Raw genomic sequence first — 15794 nt, 5'->3', positions numbered from 1 at the left:
GGGGGTGGAGCGGCTCCACTTGTTGACCGACAGTGCCGCGGCGTTTTTTACCGGCCAGGGCTATCAGCAGGAGGATCGCTCGCTGGCGCCCGCGTCGATCAGCGCGACGGCCCAGTTCAAGACCTTGTGTCCGGCCTCGGCGACGTACCTGAGCAAGCGCCTCGTCTAGCGCAGCAAATGCACCGCCAACCCGGCCAACCCGCACGCCAGCAACACCTGGATCACCCCGCGCTTGTAGCGAAACAGCGCCACCGCCGCCGCGATCGCGATGATCGCTGACGGCCAGTCCAGGGCACCTGCAAAACCGTTGGGCCAGAGCACGTGGTAACCGAAGAAGCAGGCCAGGTTGAGGATTACCCCGACCACCGCCGCGGTAATCGCCGTCAGCGGTGCGGTGAATTTCAACGCGTTATGGGTCGATTCCACCAGCGGGCCGCCGGCCAGGATGAACAGGAACGAGGGCAGGAACGTGAACCAGGTCACCAGCGTGGCCGCGACGGCCCCGGCGAGGAAGGCCTGTTCGGGGCCGAACACCTGCATCACATAACCTCCGACGAAACCGACGAAGGCCACGACCATGATCAGCGGCCCGGGCGTGGTTTCGCCCAAGGCCAGGCCGTCGATCATTTGTGTCGGTGTCAGCCAGCCGAAGTGCCCGACGGCGCCTTGGTACACGTAGGGCAAGACCGCATAGGCGCCGCCGAAGGTCAGCAGCGCGGCCTTGGTAAAGAACCAGGCCATTTGCGTCAACGTGCCGCCCCAGCCGAACACGGCGGTCAGCAGGCCCATGGGCACGATCCACAACAGGGCACCGACCACCACCAGGCGGGTCAACCTGGCGGCGCTGAACCGGGCATGCTCCGGGGTTGGCGTGTCGTCGTCGATCAAGGCAGGGCCGAAGGATTTGTGTCGGGTATCGTGACCGCCCAGGCTGAATTTTTCCGGTGCCCAGCGACCGCCGAAATAACCGATGGCAGCCGCACCCAGCACGATCAGCGGGAAGGGGAGATCAAGGGCGAAGATCGCGGTGAACGATGCCGCCGCAATCGCCCACAGCCAATTGTTCTTGAGCGCGCGGGAGCCGATCCGGTGGGCGGCATGCACCACGATGGCCGTCACGGCCGGTTTGATGCCATAGAAAATACCGGCCACCACCGGCACTTCGCCAAAGGCGATGTACAGCCACGACAACGCGATGAGAATGAACAGCGAAGGCAGCACGAACAACGCGCCGGCGATCACTCCACCCCAGCTTCGGTGCATCAACCAGCCCAGGTACGTCGCCAATTGTTGGGCCTCAGGCCCCGGCAGCAACATGCAGTAATTGAGGGCGTGCAGGAAGCGCCGCTCGGAAATCCAGCGCCGCCGTTCCACCAGTTCCTGGTGCATGATCGAGATCTGCCCCGCTGGGCCGCCGAAACTGATGAAGCCCAGTTTGAGCCAGAACCAGAACGCCTCGCGCAGACTGACGGCGCCGGGTCGGGTCAGGGCCTGTTCATCATCGATTCGGGTCGGTTGGCTCATGGTCGATGGGGCACTTGGAAGTCAAAGGCGACCATACGTTATGGGGCGTTACGCAATTTAGATAGCCCCAGGAAGGTTTGCTTGTAAAAAACAGTCCTTCAACGCTGTCGCAAGTGCGGGTGTGCATGCTCTCGCCACGGGAATTTCTTCGTTCTGAATCAGGCATTTTTGCAAGCCCAGGTGCGGGGTTTTGGATCCACTCCAGCCACCCATCGGCTCCGCTGCACAGGCAAATTGCCGCCTTACAAGCGGTAGGCTAAGCTCACGAATATTGGGGGTTATGCGCGAATTCGCGCATGCTTTGCCCTCTTCAGGAATTCGCTTGCCAATCCCCATCTACGATCCTTTTCATATCCCAGCCGGTGCCCTGAAACGCCTGCCGCTGCTCAAGGCTGCGGTTACGTTTATCGCGGCGGTATGCCTGTGCCTGTGCGGTTTGCTTTACTTGCAGTTGGAGCAATCCCGCAGCCACGACGTGGCGTCGGCCCGCATCGCCTCGGCCACCCTTACCCGGGCCATGGCCCAGCAGGCCCAGGACACCTTCCTCCAGGCCGATCTGGTCCTGGCCAGTCTGGCGGATTGGATCCAGGTCGACGGTTTTGGTCCTGCGGTTCAGCCACGCTTGCAGCAAACCTTTGCCCGTCGCGTGCAATCGCTTGAGCAGTTGCATGGCCTGTTCCTGTTCGACAAGCGCGGCCATTGGGTCATTACCTCCTTCGAGGACCTGCACAGGGGGGCAGGGGTGGCGGATCGAGAGTATTTCGTTTTCCACCAGCAGAACGCCTCCCTGGTCCCCCATATCGGCCCGGCGATCCGCAGTCGGCAAAACGGTGAGTGGATCATCCCGGTTTCCCGGCGCTTGAATGACCGAGACGGCAACTTCCAGGGTGTGTTGCTGGCCGGCATCAAAATGTCCTACTTCGACCGGTTCTTCAAAAGCTTCAGTCTGGATGAGCAAGGCGAGATGGCCCTGGCTTTGTCTGACGGGACGCTGTTGGCCCGGCGCCCCTTCGATGAGGCGCGGATCGGCCGCCCGTTGGCCGAGGAAGGGATCTACAACCATACCGCGGCCAACGGGATGTCTGGTGATGCGATCATCCGTTCAGATGTCGACGGTGTCGTCAGGTTGTATGGGCATCAACATTTACAGGCTTATCCGTTGGTGGTCACCGCCGCGGTGTCCGAAGAATCGATCCTGGCGGGCTGGCATGACCGGGCTTTCCAGTCCAGCCTCATCGTGGGCCTGGTGGTCCTGGGCATTTGCTTGTTCGGCTGGGTCTTCGTGCGCCAGGTACGCAACAGCGAAAAGATCGAAGCGGACTTGCGCAAGGCGCAGGAGGCGTTGGAACTGATTGCCACCCATGACAGCCTCACCGGGCTGGCGAACCGACGTCTGTTCGAACGGGCCCTGGACATCGAGTTCGGTCGGGGCGCTCGTCAGCGCAGTCCCTTGAGCCTGATCATGCTCGACATCGATTTTTTCAAACGCTACAACGACGCCTATGGGCACGTGGCCGGGGATCACTGCCTGGCGGAAGTGGCCAAGGTGCTCAAGAGTTGCTGCCATCGCAAGGCCGATCTGGCGGTACGGTATGGCGGCGAAGAGTTTGCGGTACTGCTGCCCGACACGAACCTTTCGGGGGCCATGGCGTTGGCCGAGCAGATCCGCCGCAGCGTCATCGACAAGCACATCACCCATTCCGGCTCCCCGACCGGCTTCCTCACGGTGAGCCTGGGCTGCTATGCCTTTGTGCCCAGCAGCCTGGACAGCATCGAAGTCTTCATCCAGCGCGCCGATGCGGCGCTATACCAGGCCAAGCACAGTGGCCGCAACCGAGTGGCGGTGTTATCGACAGAAGGCGGGCTGGATACGCTGGCGCGCTCGGATCGTTGAGAGCGATTGGAACATCGGCCATGGGCTGACGAAGACCCGTTGCAACCACCGCACCGGGTTGACGGTCACAGCCAGTAACGTGACGTTTCGAGTGCTGGGTCTATGAAAAACCTGCGGATCGCGACCTTCAATATCAATGGCATCCGGGCACGGCTGCCCAACCTGCTGGAATGGCTGGAGCGGGAAAAACCCGACATTGTCTGTTTGCAGGAGCTCAAAGCCGTGGACAAGGATTTCCCGGCGGCGGAGCTGGAGTCGGTGGGGTACGGGGCAATCTGGCACGGGCAGGCGTCCTGGAACGGTGTCGCGATCCTGGCCCGTGACGCGCAGCCGTTGGAGAGCCGCCGAGGCCTGCCCGGTGGAGATGACGACAGCCACAGTCGCTATCTGGAGGCGGCGGTGCACGGCGTGCTGGTGGGGTGCCTCTACCTGCCCAACGGCAATCTGCAACCGGGCCCCAAGTTCGACTACAAGTTGGTCTGGTTCGAACGGCTGATCGAATACGCCCAAGGGCTGCAGGCCAGCGACCATCCCGTGGTGCTCGCCGGTGACTACAATGTGGTGCCCACCGACCTGGACATCTACAACCCGCGCTCCTGGCTCAAGGATGCGCTGTTGCAGCCCGAAAGCCGCGAGTGTTACCAGCGGTTGCTGGCCCAGGGCTGGACCGATTCGCTGCGCCATCTGTATCCGGACGAGCGCCTCTACACCTTCTGGGATTATTTTCGCCAGCACTGGCAAAAGAACTCCGGACTGCGCATCGATCATCTGCTGCTCAATCCGGTCGCCAGCGCCTACCTGAGCGAAGGCGGGGTGGACGCCTGGGTCCGGAACCAGCCCCACCCCAGCGACCATGCGCCTACCTGGATCCGGCTGGCTTCGCGTAAACGGCGCTGACGGGGCCGATTGTTGTCTCTGTGAAGGGAATGCCTTATACCTGCGCCCATTAGCCGTGCGCTTGTTGTGAGCGCTGGCCGCCCCCGGAAAAGGACAACCGTCATGAGTCATCCCCAACTGAGCGATACGACCCGTTATCTGCGGCGCCTGGGTTTCGACGCACCACCGGCGCCGACGCTCGACACCTTGCGCCAACTGCAATGGCGGCATACCGCTGAATTCCCCTTTGAAACCCTGTCGACATTGCTGCGTCAGCCTGTGCCCATCGACCTTGAATCGGTCGAACGCAAGGTTTTCGAAGAGGGGCGTGGCGGCTATTGCTATGAACTCAACCAGTTATTCCTGGCGCTGTTGCAGACATTGGGTTTCGATGCCCGTGGCATCACTGGGCGCGTGGTGATGAATGCGCCGGAGGACGCCTGGCCTGCCCGGACCCATCGGCTGAGCCTGGTGACGATCGACGGTGTGCGCTATATCACCGACGTCGGTTTTGGCGGCATGGTGCCCACCGCGCCGCTGCTGCTGGACAGCCGTGATACCCAAGTCACGCCCCATGAGCCGTACCGCATCGAGACCCCTGCGGACGGCTATCTGTTGCGCGCCAACGTCGCCGGCGAATGGCGGCCGATGTACCTGTTCGACCTGCAACGCCAGGAAGACATCGATTACACCGTCGGCAACTGGTATGTCTGCAACCATCCGGAGTCGCCGTTCATGGGCCGGTTGATGGTGGCCCGCACCGGTGACGGATTGCGCAAGACCCTGAACGGCAACAGCTACGCCGTGCATCGCATAGGGCAGGAGAGCGAGCGGCGCGTGATCGTCGATGCCGATGAGTTGATCGACCTGCTGGAACAGGCGTTCAGCCTGCGCGTGCCGCCACGGGAGCTGTTGCGGCCCGCGCTTGTGGGGTTGCTTCAAGGATAAAAGGCGGTTGGCCGCAGGCCTGTTCCGAATGTGTACACGATAAGTTGTATACAACTCTATGGACATTTGTCCTGAGTTTTGAATACAGTGTGCCCATAACAAAAAACAGGGAATCCCCGAACCATGAAAACGCCCCATGTTTCACTCCCACGGCCCGAGGACGAAAACCTCGGCGTCGGCGCGAATATGGCTTACGGCCTGCAACATGTGTTGACCATGTACGGTGGCATTGTCGCCGTACCGTTGATCATCGGCCAGGCGGCCGGGCTTTCGCCGGCGGACATCGGCCTGTTGATTGCTGCGTCATTGTTCGCAGGGGGCCTGGCCACGTTGCTGCAAACCCTCGGCCTGCCGTTTTTCGGCTGCCAGTTGCCTTTGGTGCAGGGCGTATCGTTTTCGGGCGTCGCGACCATGGTGGCGATTGTCGGCAGCGGCGGGGAAGGGGGCTTTCAAGCCATCCTCGGCGCGGTGATTGCAGCGTCGCTGATCGGTCTGCTGATCACCCCGGTGTTTTCACGCATCACCCGGTTCTTTCCGCCACTGGTCACGGGCATTGTGATCACCACCATCGGCCTGACCCTGATGCCGGTGGCGGCGCGTTGGGCGATGGGTGGCAACAGCCACGCCGCCGATTTTGGCAGCATGGCGAACATTGGCCTGGCCGCCGTGACCCTGGTGCTGGTGCTGCTGTTGAGCAAAATGGGCAGCGCAACCATCTCCCGTTTGTCGATTCTGTTGGCGATGGTCATGGGGACGGTCATCGCGGTGTTCCTCGGCATGGCGGACTTTTCATCGGTCAGCCAAGGCCCGATGTTCGGCTTCCCGACACCGTTCCATTTCGGCATGCCGACGTTCCATATCGCCGCGATCCTGTCGATGTGCATTGTGATCATGGTGACCCTGGTGGAAACCTCTGCCGACATCCTGGCGGTGGGCGAGATCATCGACACCAAAGTCGACTCCAGGCGCCTGGGTAACGGCCTGCGGGCGGACATGCTGTCGAGCATGATCGCGCCGATCTTCGGTTCCTTCACTCAGAGTGCCTTTGCCCAGAACGTCGGGCTGGTGGCCGTGACCGGAATCAAGAGCCGTTTCGTGGTGGCGACCGGTGGGGTGTTCCTGGTGGTGCTCGGCCTGTTGCCGTTCATGGGCCGGGTGATCGCCGCAGTGCCGACCTCGGTGCTGGGCGGTGCTGGCATCGTGCTGTTCGGCACGGTGGCTGCCAGCGGCATCCGCACGCTGTCGAAAGTCGATTACCGCAACAACGTCAACCTGATCATCGTCGCCACCTCCATCGGCTTCGGCATGATTCCTATTGCTGCGCCGAATTTCTACGACCATTTCCCGAGTTGGTTCGCGACCATCTTTCATTCGGGCATCAGTTCTTCGGCAATCATGGCGATCGTGCTGAACCTGGCATTCAACCACTTCACTGCGGGCAATTCCGACCAGCAGTCAGTCTTCGCAGCCGGCACCGAGCGGGTGTTGCGCTACCAGGACCTGGCGGCACTGCGCGAAGGCGACTATTTCAGTGACGGCAAGCTGCATGATTGTGATGGCAACGAGATTCCTGTGGTGGAGCCTGTTCACGAGGCGGCGGAGCATGGGCCGATCCGACTGAAAAGCAGCGAGCACGTCTGACAAATACCGGTTTATCAGCAGACATGAAAAAGCCTGTGATCGATGATCACAGGCTTTTTTGTGCCGCCCGGGAGGCGTTTACCAGCGGCCGTAATGACCCCGGGGCGGGCCGTAGTAGCCCCGTGGTGGCCCGTAATACACCGGTGCCGGGCGATAGTAGATAGGCTGTTCCACATACACCGGTTGCGGCTGATAGTAGACCGGTGGTGGGGCCTGGTAGTAGACCGGCTGCGGCTGGACGTAGACCGGTTGCTGCACATACACCGGCCGATCACGGTTGATGATGGCTGAGCCAACGATGGCCGAACCGACGATGGCACCAAAAACGGCGGGCCCCTCCCAACCACCACGACCGTGGGCGGATGCCTGGCCGGTGACCGCGAGTGCCCCCATGAGCAGGGCGATGATGGGAAGTCTACGATTCATGGCTGTTCCTCGTTTCGGCCCCGGCGCCTGTGGTCTGCAACAGACCCGATGAGGGTCGCGGGGATACTTGCTATGACAGCGATTTTCTCAGGATTTGCGACGCCGTTGGGTAAATATTGTGTAAGGTCTGTAGCGCTTTTCTTGACCGCGCCGCGTCATCCAGCGGCCTGAGATCGGGCCGGGCCTGGCGGTATCATCATCGAACAGACTTTTGGCGACGGTATTTCCGTCTGTCCGAAAGTGAATGCAAGGAGACACGCATGCAGATCAATCCCAACAAAGACACCCAACTGTGCATGTCGCTCTCGGGGCGTCCCGGAAACTTCGGCCTGCGCTTTCATAATCATTTGTATGAACAATTGGGGCTGAACTTCTACTACAAGGCGTTCAGCAGCCAGGACCTGCCTGGGGCGGTGGGTGGTATCCGCGCGCTGGGCATTCGCGGCTGCGGCGTGTCGATGCCGTTCAAGGAAGCCTGCATCGCCCTGGTGGACGAGCTGGATCCTTCGGCCGCCGCGATCCAGTCGATCAATACGATCGTCAATACCAACGGCCATCTGAAGGCCTACAACACGGACTACATCGCCATCGCCCAATTGCTGCAAAGCCATGCCGTGCCCCAGGATTCGACCTTTGCCCTGCGCGGCAGCGGCGGTATGGCCAAGGCTGTGGCCAGTGCCTTGCGCGATGGGGGCTACAAGAACGGGCTGATCGTTGCCCGCAATGAAGCCACCGGGCGAGCCCTGACCGAGTCCCTGGGGTATGAATGGCAAGCGGAACTGGGCGCCCGGCGGCCGCAGATGCTGATCAACGTCACGCCGATCGGCATGACCGGCGGCCCGGAAGCCGACCAGCTGGCGTTTGAACCCGAGACCATCGCCGCGGCCGAGACCGTGTTCGATGTGGTGGCGATCCCGTCGGAAACGCCGCTGATCGTACGCGCCCGGGCCGAAGGCAAACGGGTCATCACCGGGTTGGAAGTCATTGCGATCCAGGCCCTGGAGCAGTTCGTGCTGTACACCGGTGTGCGGCCCAATCTGGAGCAATTCGAAAAAGCCGTGGCCTTCGCCCGGTCGGCGTAGGCGCCGCTACTCCAGCCGCGCCAGGCGTTCTTCCAGTGCCGCGATCCGCGCTTCGAGCTCCTCGATGCGTTCCAGCGAGACACCGCCGCCGGCGCCACGCTCCACCGGGTGCTGGCGGGCGGCGAGAATCGCTTCGACGTCCGCCGGGTCACCCATGGCGTGCACATAACGGTCTTCGCGCTGGCCGGCCTGGCGTGGCACCAGCAACGCCAGGCCGCGGGCGATCAGACGTTCGAGCTGGTGCACCACTTGTTCGGCGTCTTCGAAGTCGTGCATCCGTCCGCTGCGGGTCAACAGCTCATTGACCGTTTGCGGGCCACGCAGGAACAGCAGGCCCATCAGGACCACCTGGGCCGGTACCAGCTCCAGGGCTTTGTCGACCCGATGCTCCCAGCGGTCGGCGCGGCTGCCCATCACCAGCTTGGTGAAACCGCGCCCTTCCAGCGCCCGCAGGCTCTGGCCGACCTGGCCCGGGTTGAGGTTCATCACCGGTTCGCGGCTGGTTTTCTGGTTGCAGGCCAGTACCAGGGCGTTGAGCGTCAACGGGTAGGTCTCGGGGTTGGTGGCCTGTTTCTCGACCAGCGCGCCGAGGATGCGGATTTCCGTGCTATTGAGCCGTGGTTCTTCAGCCTGCTGTTGTTCTTCGATGCTCATCGCGCGTTCCCTATGCTGTGGAAGCCGCCTAGCCTAATCCTTGCGTAATAAAAGACAAGCCGTGCAACAAGGCGTGGCTATAATCGCAGCCGTTTGATCATTCTTTCCTGCCACCTGCATGAGATTGCCATGACTATTTCCCTGTACGCCGCTTCCGTCCCGGTTTTCAAGCAGATGCTCAACGCATTGAGCGATGTTCTGAACAAGGCCGAAGCCCACGCCACCGCGAAGAACATCGACCCGAACGCTTTCCTGCAAGCCCGCCTGTACCCGGACATGTTCCCGCTGGTGCGCCAAGTGCAGATCGCGGTGGATTTCGCCAAGGGTGTGTCCGCCCGCCTGGCCGAGGTCGAGGTGCCGAAGTATGAGGACAGCGAGACCACTTTCGCCGAGCTGCAAGCCCTGATCGCCAAGGTATTGGCCTTTATCGACGGCATCAGCCCTGCGCAGATCGATGGCAAGGAAGGCATCGAAATCGTTACCCGCCCGGGGACGCCGAAGGAGAAGCGCTTCAGCGGCCAGAATTATCTGCTGACCTACGGCCTGCCGCAGTTCTTCTTCCACGTCACCACCACTTATGCATTGCTGCGCCACAATGGCGTGGAAGTGGGCAAGCGCGACTACATGGGCGCGTTCTAACCCCGCAGGCATGAAAAAGCCCGGGACGGTGTGGGCCGTTCCCGGGCTTTTTTGTGGCTGTCTGTTACATCCTCGACGCCGCTATCGCGAGCAAGCTCGCTCCCACAAAGGATTGGTGGCGTAGCGGCTATTGTGTGAGCGCCGCTGCCCCTGTGGGAGCGAGCCTGCTCGCGATGACAAGCCCACAGCCACAGCAATTGTCACGCCGTACGGGCGAGCTTCTCTTCCTCACCCAGGCACGCCGCCGCCGTGAACAGCACATCCGTCGACGAGTTCAACGCCGTCTCCGCCGAGTCCTGCAGGACACCGATGATGAATCCCACCGCGACCACTTGCATGGCGATCTCACTGGGGATGCCAAACAGGCTGCACGCCAGGGGAATCAGCAACAGCGAACCGCCGGCCACCCCGGATGCACCGCACGCGCAAATGGCGGCGACAACGCTCAGCAGCACGGCGGTTGGCACGTCCACCACAATACCCAGGGTGTGTACGGCCGCCAGGGTCAGTACGGTGATGGTGATGGCGGCGCCGGCCATGTTGATGGTCGCGCCCAGGGGGATCGACACCGAATAGGTGTCTTCGTGCAGGCCCAGGCGTTTGCTCAGTTCCAGGTTCACCGGAATATTCGCCGCCGAGCTGCGCGTGAAAAACGCCGTGATGCCACTTTCCCGCAGGCAGGTGAACACCAGTGGGTAAGGGTTGCGACGCAGTTTCCAGAACACGATGAGTGGGTTGACCACCAACGCCACGAACAGCATGCAACCGATCAGTACAGTGAGCAGTTGCAGGTAGCCGAGCAGGGCGCCGAAGCCGGACGTGGCCAGGGTCGAGGCCACCAGCCCGAAGATCCCCAGCGGGGCGAAGCGGATGACCAGGCGCACGATCACGGTCACGCCGTTGGACAGGTCTTCGAGCACGGTACGCGTGGTCTGGCCCGCATGACGAATGGCGATGCCCATGCCGATGGCCCAGGCCAGGATGCCGATGAAGTTACCGTCCATCAGCGCCCGGACCGGGTTATCCACCACGCTCAGCAGCAAGCTTTGCAGCACCTCGCTGATGCCTCCGGGCGCTGTGACCGCGACGTCTTGGGTCGACAGCACCAGGCTGGACGGAAACAGCGTACTGGCAACCACCGCGACCACCGCCGCGGCGAAGGTGCCCAGCAGGTAGAGAAACAGGATGGGGCGGATATGGGTTTCCTGGCCGTGCTTGTGGTTGGCGATGGACGCCATGACCAGCACGAACACCAGAATCGGCGCCACGGCCTTGAGTGCGGACACGAAGACCTTGCCAATGAACGCGGTGGATTTCGCCAGGTCGGGCGCCAGCCATGCCAGGACAATACCGGCGATCAGGCCAATGATGATTTGCGTCACCAGGCTGGTGCGTTTGAGGCGTTGCAAAGGGGTAACGGACGAAGCTGTCATAGCGGCATCTCTGATTTTATTGTGTTCAACGGTCGACGAATCAGGGCAACAAGCGGGCAGGCCACATGAGCGGACCGAGAGAAAGTAGGGCATTTGCAGGCCGCGGACTTTATCACAGCCGATGAAAAATCTGACGGACCTGTGACAGTCCGTCACCCTTATCCGGGTCATGCCGAGCGTTTGTATGACGCACGCATTCTGTTAGGCTTTGTCGCTCTCACTTTCTTTCCGCCAGCGGGCCTCCGGCTAACGCTGGTGTCGTCGTTTTGCTGGAGTTCTGCATGTTGTTACCCATTTTCCTGTTGTCGGCCGCCGGTTTTACCGTGCTGACCACGGAATTCGTCATCGTTGGCCTGTTACCGTCCATTGCCCGCGACCTGCACGTCACCATTCCCCAGGCGGGGCTGCTGGTGACGTTGTTCGCGTTTACGGTAGCGGCCTTCGGGCCATTCCTGACGGCCTGGTTCGCTCGCTTCGAGCGGCGCAAGCTGTTTATCAGCGTGCTGGTGATGTTCGGCCTGGCCAACCTGCTGGCCACCTTCGCCCCCAACATCTGGGTGATGGCCATTGCCCGGTTGATCCCGGCCCTGGGCCTGCCGGTGTTCTGGGCGCTGGCCAGTGAAACGGCGGTGGACATTGTCGGGCCGCAGCTGGCCGGGCGGGCCATCGCCCGGATCGGCTTCGGCATCGTCTGCGCCACGGTGTTCGGCATTCCAGTGGGCACGTTGATTGCCGATGCGTTTGGCTGGCGCAGCGCGTTTGCGATCCTGGCGGTCATTGCCTTCGCCAAGGCCTTGTTGCTGTTTATCTATTTGCCGAAAACCAATTTGCACCAGCATCAGGTGAGCTTCCGCTCCCAATTGAAGATCCTGCGCAGCCCACTGATGCAGGGGCACGTGCTGTTGTCGATCCTGGTGTTCAGCGGCATGTTCACCGCCTACACCTATCTGGCGGATATCCTCGAGCGCCTCGCCGGATTCGATGGCACCTTGGTGGGCTGGTGCCTGATGGGCTTTGGTGCAGTCGGGCTACTGGGCAATTCCCTGGGCGGCCGTGCGGTGGACCGGCATCCGTTGATTGCGTCGATGGTGTTCTGCCTGTTCCTGATCGGCGGCATGGTGGCGTTGGTGCCGAGCATTCATTCGCCCCTCGCGCTGGCGGCGGCGATGGGCATCTGGGGCGTGACCCAGGCCGCTTTGTTCCTGGTCAGTCATGTGCGGCTGATGAAGGCGGCCCCGCAGGCGCCGGCGTTTGCCGCCTCGTTGAACATTGCCGGGGCCAACCTGGGGATTGGCCTGGGGGCGATGGTTGGTGGCCGAGTCATCGATAACCTGGGCCTGGGCAGTGTCGGGTTCGCGGCGGCCGGGTTCATCTTTGTGTCGATTCTGCTGGCGTTGCTGCTGATGACCGTCAAGCCCCGTGCGACTTGCATGGATGGCTAAGTGCTGAACAACTCGCGACGCGCACCTTCGGCAATCGCGACGATGCCGGGGTGGCTGACCTTGCGTTCCACGGAAATGGCGTAGAAGGACTCACTCACCGCATCGGTCTGGCCGATCACTTCTACGCCGTATTGGCGCTTGACCTCTTCGGCAATCACGCTCGGGCCGATGAAAATCCCGCTGCCGGATTGACCGAAGGCCTGCATCAGTGCGCTGTCGTCGAATTCGCCGACGATGCGCGGCTGGATCTGTTGTTCGGCGAACCAGCGTTGCAAGCGGCTGCGCACCACGGTCTCCGGCCCGGGAATCAGCAGCGGAGCGTCATGCAGGCCATGGGGGAAATCCTGCCCGTAGCGTTCGGCCAGCGCGGCGGTGGCGAAAAAACTGATCCCGCATTCCCCCAGTTTCTGGCTGTAGCCCTTGATGTCCAGGTGAGTCGGCATCGGACTATCGGAAATCACCAGGTCCAGACGCTGGATCGCCAGGTCCGCCAGTAGCCGTTCGAGCTTGTCCTCGCGGCAGGTGATGCGCAGCGGCTCACTCAACTCCATGGTCGGCGCCAGCAGTCGATAGACGATGGATTTGGGCACCACATCCGCCACCCCGACCCGGAACAGGGTCTGTTGTTCGTTGGGCTGGGCCCGCAGCATCAGTTCCAGTTCGCCGCCCAACTGGAACATGTGTTCGGCGTAGGGGAGCGTCTGGCGGCCGGCTTCGGTCAGTTCCAACTGCCGCCCGACACGGCGAAACAGTTTGATGTTATAGGTCTGCTCGAACAGGGAAATCTGACCGCTGATGGTCTGTGGCGTCAGGTTCAACTGCTCGCACGCGCGCACGATGCTGCCGGTTTTCGCCACCACCCAGAAGTAATGCAGCTGTCGATAATTGAGCATGGGATCACATTGCTTCGTAAAAACCGAAGTATAACCGCTGAAAATACGAATTTTCCTGAAGTATTCGCGTCTCTAGAATGCCTCGCCATTGGTGGGCCACTTTTTGTGCTCCTTTTATTCTCCCAAGAGGCATTGATTCCATGACATACAAATCCCTGGGGCTGGCAGCCCTGTTGGTGATGTCCGTAACGACACTGGCAGGTTGTGAACAGGCTGAAAAAAGTGCCCAGCAACTGATGGGACAGGCAGCGGAAACCGCCAAGCAAGCCATCGACGAGACCCACAAGGCCGCCGAACAGGCGATCAGCGAAGCCACCGGTGGCTTGATCAGCCCGAAGAAAGAGCCGGCGGACGAAGCTGACGAAACACAAACCCCTACCAAAACCATCTAACGCGTCACATCAGTCAGGACTGACCCATGGATTATCTTTTACAGCTCGCCGCCAGCCCCACCGCGTGGATTGCCCTGGCGACTCTGGTCGTGATGGAAATCGTGCTAGGCATCGATAACCTGATCTTCATTTCGATTCTGACCAACAAGCTGCCCGTACAGCATCGTGCCAAGGCGCGGCGGATCGGTATCGGCATGGCGCTGATCCTGCGCCTGGGCTTGTTGAGCACCATTGCCTTCATTGTGCAGTTGACCGAACCGGTCATCGAAATCCTGGGCCAGGCGTTCTCTTGGAAAGACATGATCCTGATCGCCGGTGGCCTGTTCCTGCTGTGGAAAGCGACCACTGAAATCCACCACAGCATGGATCCTGCGCCAAATGATCCCAAGTCGGCCACGTCCGGCGTGACCCTGGGCTTTGCCGCGGCCATCGGTCAGATCCTGATGTTGGACCTGGTGTTCTCCATCGACAGCATCATCACCGCCGTGGGCATGACCGAGCATTTGCCGATCATGATCATCGCCGTCGTCGTATCGGTGCTGGTGATGCTGTTGGCGGCTGAACCGCTCGCCAAGTTCATCAATGACAACCCGACGGTAGTCATGTTGGCTCTGGGCTTCCTGATCATGATCGGCATGACGCTGATCGCCGAAGGCTTCGGCGCCCATGTACCGAAAGGCTATATCTATGCGGCCATGGCGTTCTCGGCGGCGATCGAGGTGTTGAACATGTTGTCCCGTCGGGCCAAGGAAAAGGCGCTGGCCGACAACGCCTGATTCCAGGCAGACAGAAGCCACCCGGGTCCAGGCCCGGGTGGCTTTTTTTATTTGAGCGTTATGGGTTTGAACGTGAAGGGTCAGTGTGCGGCGGCGTGGCGTCGGGCAGGTTTGGCGGCTTTTTCCGATGGCGCAGGTGGCGCATGATGATGGCGCCGAGCGATTCGAAGCACTCCCCACAGCATGGCCGTGGCTACGCTCAGCCAGCCGAATATCAGCATCAGGATTGTCGTGGTCAGGCTCATTCGTGCCTCCTTCTATCCCCGGTTCGGGATATCGCACCCAGTACAATGGACAGTCTAGTCGCTCAAGTGTTGCAACTGATCGATCCATGGCGTTGGGGTTCGGATCGGTTCGTTCTATTGCCGCCGTAAAACGATGCTTATGGCTATACCCAGGGCTGTGCGCACCTTATGATCGTCGACCCAAGCCCGGCCCGGATGCCGGGTGCCTGAACAAGAGAGTCGTCATGTCGCCGGTCATTTCATCGTTTCGATCACTGGTACTGGCGGTGTCCTGCCTCGTCGCCCTGGCGGGTTGCGCGGGCAGCGTATCGCCGCAGATCCAGCGCCTGCCCGAGCGGGTGGAGCTCAATAGCGTGCCGTTCTACCGTGGCGAAATGTACCAGGGGGCTCCGCAGTCCCTGGCCGCCTTGTTGACGTTGCAAGGCACTGTGATCACCCCGGGGTTGTTGGAAAAACCATTGCACCTGCCCGGTGGCGAAGCCGATTTGCAGCAGAATATGCCCACCCTGGCACGAGAGTACGGGCTGCTGGTGTATCCCCTGGACGCCAAGCTGCCTGCGCTGTTGGAGCAGGTCGCGGCGGGCTATCCGGTGCTGGTGCGCTATATCGACGGTTCGGCGTTCTGGGCCGCGCCTCGGTATGGGATTCTCGCCGGCTACAACCGTCAGAAGCAGACGGTGTTGCTGCGTGCAGGCATGAACCGGCGGCAGTTGATGAGCTTCAGTGCCTTCGAGTCGGCCTTCCAGAGCGCCGGCGGCTGGGCGGTGCTGGTCCAGCGACCCACGCAGCTTCCCGCCAATGTCGACGCGCAGCGCTGGCTGAAAGCGGCGGCTGATCTGGGTGGGGCAGGGCAGGAGCAAGCCGCGGCGCGGGCCACCAAGGCCCTGGGCGCTGCGCATTGATCGAGCGTCCCGTTCGTCACTTGTCGG

General features: G+C 61.5%; 16 protein-coding genes. 10 read left to right on the top strand and 6 right to left on the bottom strand.

The genetic code is table 11. The annotated features are described in order from the left end of the window. Positions 1–165: 165 nt before the first annotated feature. A complete protein-coding gene (gene chrA / locus J4E53_RS16880; protein WP_060738341.1) occupies positions 166–1524 on the bottom strand; it encodes a chromate efflux transporter in 1359 nt (452 codons plus the stop codon). Positions 1525–1846: 322 nt separating this feature from the next. On the opposite strand from chrA, the gene J4E53_RS16875 reads away from it, so the two are divergent. The 4 genes from J4E53_RS16875 to J4E53_RS16860 all read left to right on the top strand — a co-directional run bounded on the left by J4E53_RS16875 (position 1847) and on the right by J4E53_RS16860 (position 6883). Next, positions 1847–3418: a GGDEF domain-containing protein gene (locus tag J4E53_RS16875; RefSeq protein WP_103309344.1), complete on the top strand. Its 1572-nt coding sequence runs from the start codon at positions 1847–1849 to the stop codon at positions 3416–3418. A 102-nt stretch (positions 3419–3520) separates the two neighbouring features. Continuing rightward, positions 3521–4315: an exodeoxyribonuclease III gene (xth, locus tag J4E53_RS16870; RefSeq protein WP_103309342.1), complete on the top strand. Its 795-nt coding sequence runs from the start codon at positions 3521–3523 to the stop codon at positions 4313–4315. Between the two features lie 102 nt (positions 4316–4417). After that, positions 4418–5242 (top strand): arylamine N-acetyltransferase, encoded by an 825-nt coding sequence (locus J4E53_RS16865; protein ID WP_103309341.1) that lies wholly within the window; start codon positions 4418–4420, stop codon positions 5240–5242. A gap of 123 nt (positions 5243–5365) precedes the next feature. After that, positions 5366–6883 (top strand): nucleobase:cation symporter-2 family protein, encoded by a 1518-nt coding sequence (locus J4E53_RS16860; protein ID WP_103309339.1) that lies wholly within the window; start codon positions 5366–5368, stop codon positions 6881–6883. A 78-nt stretch (positions 6884–6961) separates the two neighbouring features. Here the strand turns inward: J4E53_RS16860 and J4E53_RS16855 are convergent, their stop codons facing one another. After that, the gene (locus tag J4E53_RS16855; protein WP_103309337.1) at positions 6962–7309 is read right to left on the bottom strand and encodes a hypothetical protein; all 348 of its coding nucleotides are present in this window, start codon (positions 7307–7309) and stop codon (positions 6962–6964) included. Between the two features lie 260 nt (positions 7310–7569). Between J4E53_RS16855 and J4E53_RS16850 the strand changes: the two genes are divergently transcribed. Continuing rightward, entirely contained in the window at positions 7570–8391 is an 822-nt protein-coding gene (locus J4E53_RS16850; protein ID WP_103309335.1) for a shikimate 5-dehydrogenase, read from the top strand. A 6-nt stretch (positions 8392–8397) separates the two neighbouring features. Here J4E53_RS16850 and J4E53_RS16845 read toward each other — a convergent pair whose 3' ends face one another. Further along, positions 8398–9045, bottom strand: a complete 648-nt coding sequence (locus J4E53_RS16845) for a YceH family protein (protein WP_103309333.1) — start codon at positions 9043–9045, stop codon at positions 8398–8400. Positions 9046–9174: 129 nt separating this feature from the next. Here J4E53_RS16845 and J4E53_RS16840 point away from each other — a divergent pair, with 129 nt between their 5' ends. After that, positions 9175–9684 (top strand): DUF1993 family protein, encoded by a 510-nt coding sequence (locus J4E53_RS16840; RefSeq protein WP_060738333.1) that lies wholly within the window; start codon positions 9175–9177, stop codon positions 9682–9684. Between the two features lie 200 nt (positions 9685–9884). On the opposite strand, the gene sstT is transcribed toward J4E53_RS16840, so the two are convergent. Next, the gene (sstT, locus tag J4E53_RS16835; protein WP_060738332.1) at positions 9885–11117 is read right to left on the bottom strand and encodes a serine/threonine transporter SstT; all 1233 of its coding nucleotides are present in this window, start codon (positions 11115–11117) and stop codon (positions 9885–9887) included. A 281-nt stretch (positions 11118–11398) separates the two neighbouring features. On the opposite strand from sstT, the gene J4E53_RS16830 reads away from it, so the two are divergent. Next, positions 11399–12559, top strand: coding sequence for an MFS transporter (locus J4E53_RS16830; RefSeq protein ID WP_072405360.1), 1161 nt, complete (start codon positions 11399–11401; stop codon positions 12557–12559). On the opposite strand, the gene nhaR is transcribed toward J4E53_RS16830, so the two are convergent. Continuing rightward, the gene (gene nhaR / locus J4E53_RS16825; protein ID WP_060738330.1) at positions 12556–13452 is read right to left on the bottom strand and encodes a transcriptional activator NhaR; all 897 of its coding nucleotides are present in this window, start codon (positions 13450–13452) and stop codon (positions 12556–12558) included. The two genes, J4E53_RS16830 and nhaR, sit on opposite strands and share 4 nt — an antisense overlap. Before the next feature lie 140 nt (positions 13453–13592). On the opposite strand from nhaR, the gene J4E53_RS16820 reads away from it, so the two are divergent. Together J4E53_RS16820 and J4E53_RS16815 are read left to right on the top strand one after the other, a co-directional pair. After that, positions 13593–13844 carry a hypothetical protein gene (locus tag J4E53_RS16820; RefSeq protein WP_060738329.1) on the top strand — a complete coding sequence of 84 codons (252 nt, stop codon included), beginning with the start codon at positions 13593–13595 and terminating at the stop codon, positions 13842–13844. Between the two features lie 26 nt (positions 13845–13870). Next, positions 13871–14620 carry a TerC family protein gene (locus J4E53_RS16815; RefSeq protein ID WP_060738328.1) on the top strand — a complete coding sequence of 250 codons (750 nt, stop codon included), beginning with the start codon at positions 13871–13873 and terminating at the stop codon, positions 14618–14620. An 80-nt stretch (positions 14621–14700) separates the two neighbouring features. Here J4E53_RS16815 and J4E53_RS16810 read toward each other — a convergent pair whose 3' ends face one another. Further along, on the bottom strand, positions 14701–14865 hold the full coding sequence (locus J4E53_RS16810) for a hypothetical protein (RefSeq protein WP_170842391.1): 165 nt from the start codon (positions 14863–14865) through the stop codon (positions 14701–14703). 224 nt (positions 14866–15089) lie between these two features. On the opposite strand from J4E53_RS16810, the gene J4E53_RS16805 reads away from it, so the two are divergent. Next, the gene (locus J4E53_RS16805; protein WP_060738327.1) at positions 15090–15767 is read left to right on the top strand and encodes a hypothetical protein; all 678 of its coding nucleotides are present in this window, start codon (positions 15090–15092) and stop codon (positions 15765–15767) included. Positions 15768–15794: the final 27 nt, after the last annotated feature.

The organism is Pseudomonas sp. FW305-28 (assembly GCF_017351395.1).
Taxonomy (GTDB): domain Bacteria; phylum Pseudomonadota; class Gammaproteobacteria; order Pseudomonadales; family Pseudomonadaceae; genus Aquipseudomonas; species Aquipseudomonas fluorescens_AA.
The sequence above is the reverse complement of the archived record's forward strand: the minus strand, read 5'-3'. Positions and strand labels throughout refer to the sequence as shown.

Coding starts and splice junctions, on each gene's coding strand:
- chrA (WP_060738341.1), bottom strand. CDS start 1,524: ATGAGCCAACCGACCCGAATCGATGATGAACAGGCCCTGACCCGACCC.
- xth (WP_103309342.1), top strand. CDS start 3,521: ATGAAAAACCTGCGGATCGCGACCTTCAATATCAATGGCATCCGGGCA.
- J4E53_RS16865 (WP_103309341.1), top strand. CDS start 4,418: ATGAGTCATCCCCAACTGAGCGATACGACCCGTTATCTGCGGCGCCTG.
- J4E53_RS16860 (WP_103309339.1), top strand. CDS start 5,366: ATGAAAACGCCCCATGTTTCACTCCCACGGCCCGAGGACGAAAACCTC.
- J4E53_RS16855 (WP_103309337.1), bottom strand. CDS start 7,309: ATGAATCGTAGACTTCCCATCATCGCCCTGCTCATGGGGGCACTCGCG.
- J4E53_RS16850 (WP_103309335.1), top strand. CDS start 7,570: ATGCAGATCAATCCCAACAAAGACACCCAACTGTGCATGTCGCTCTCG.
- J4E53_RS16845 (WP_103309333.1), bottom strand. CDS start 9,045: ATGAGCATCGAAGAACAACAGCAGGCTGAAGAACCACGGCTCAATAGC.
- J4E53_RS16840 (WP_060738333.1), top strand. CDS start 9,175: ATGACTATTTCCCTGTACGCCGCTTCCGTCCCGGTTTTCAAGCAGATG.
- sstT (WP_060738332.1), bottom strand. CDS start 11,117: ATGACAGCTTCGTCCGTTACCCCTTTGCAACGCCTCAAACGCACCAGC.
- J4E53_RS16830 (WP_072405360.1), top strand. CDS start 11,399: ATGTTGTTACCCATTTTCCTGTTGTCGGCCGCCGGTTTTACCGTGCTG.
- nhaR (WP_060738330.1), bottom strand. CDS start 13,452: ATGCTCAATTATCGACAGCTGCATTACTTCTGGGTGGTGGCGAAAACC.
- J4E53_RS16820 (WP_060738329.1), top strand. CDS start 13,593: ATGACATACAAATCCCTGGGGCTGGCAGCCCTGTTGGTGATGTCCGTA.
- J4E53_RS16815 (WP_060738328.1), top strand. CDS start 13,871: ATGGATTATCTTTTACAGCTCGCCGCCAGCCCCACCGCGTGGATTGCC.
- J4E53_RS16810 (WP_170842391.1), bottom strand. CDS start 14,865: ATGAGCCTGACCACGACAATCCTGATGCTGATATTCGGCTGGCTGAGC.
- J4E53_RS16805 (WP_060738327.1), top strand. CDS start 15,090: ATGTCGCCGGTCATTTCATCGTTTCGATCACTGGTACTGGCGGTGTCC.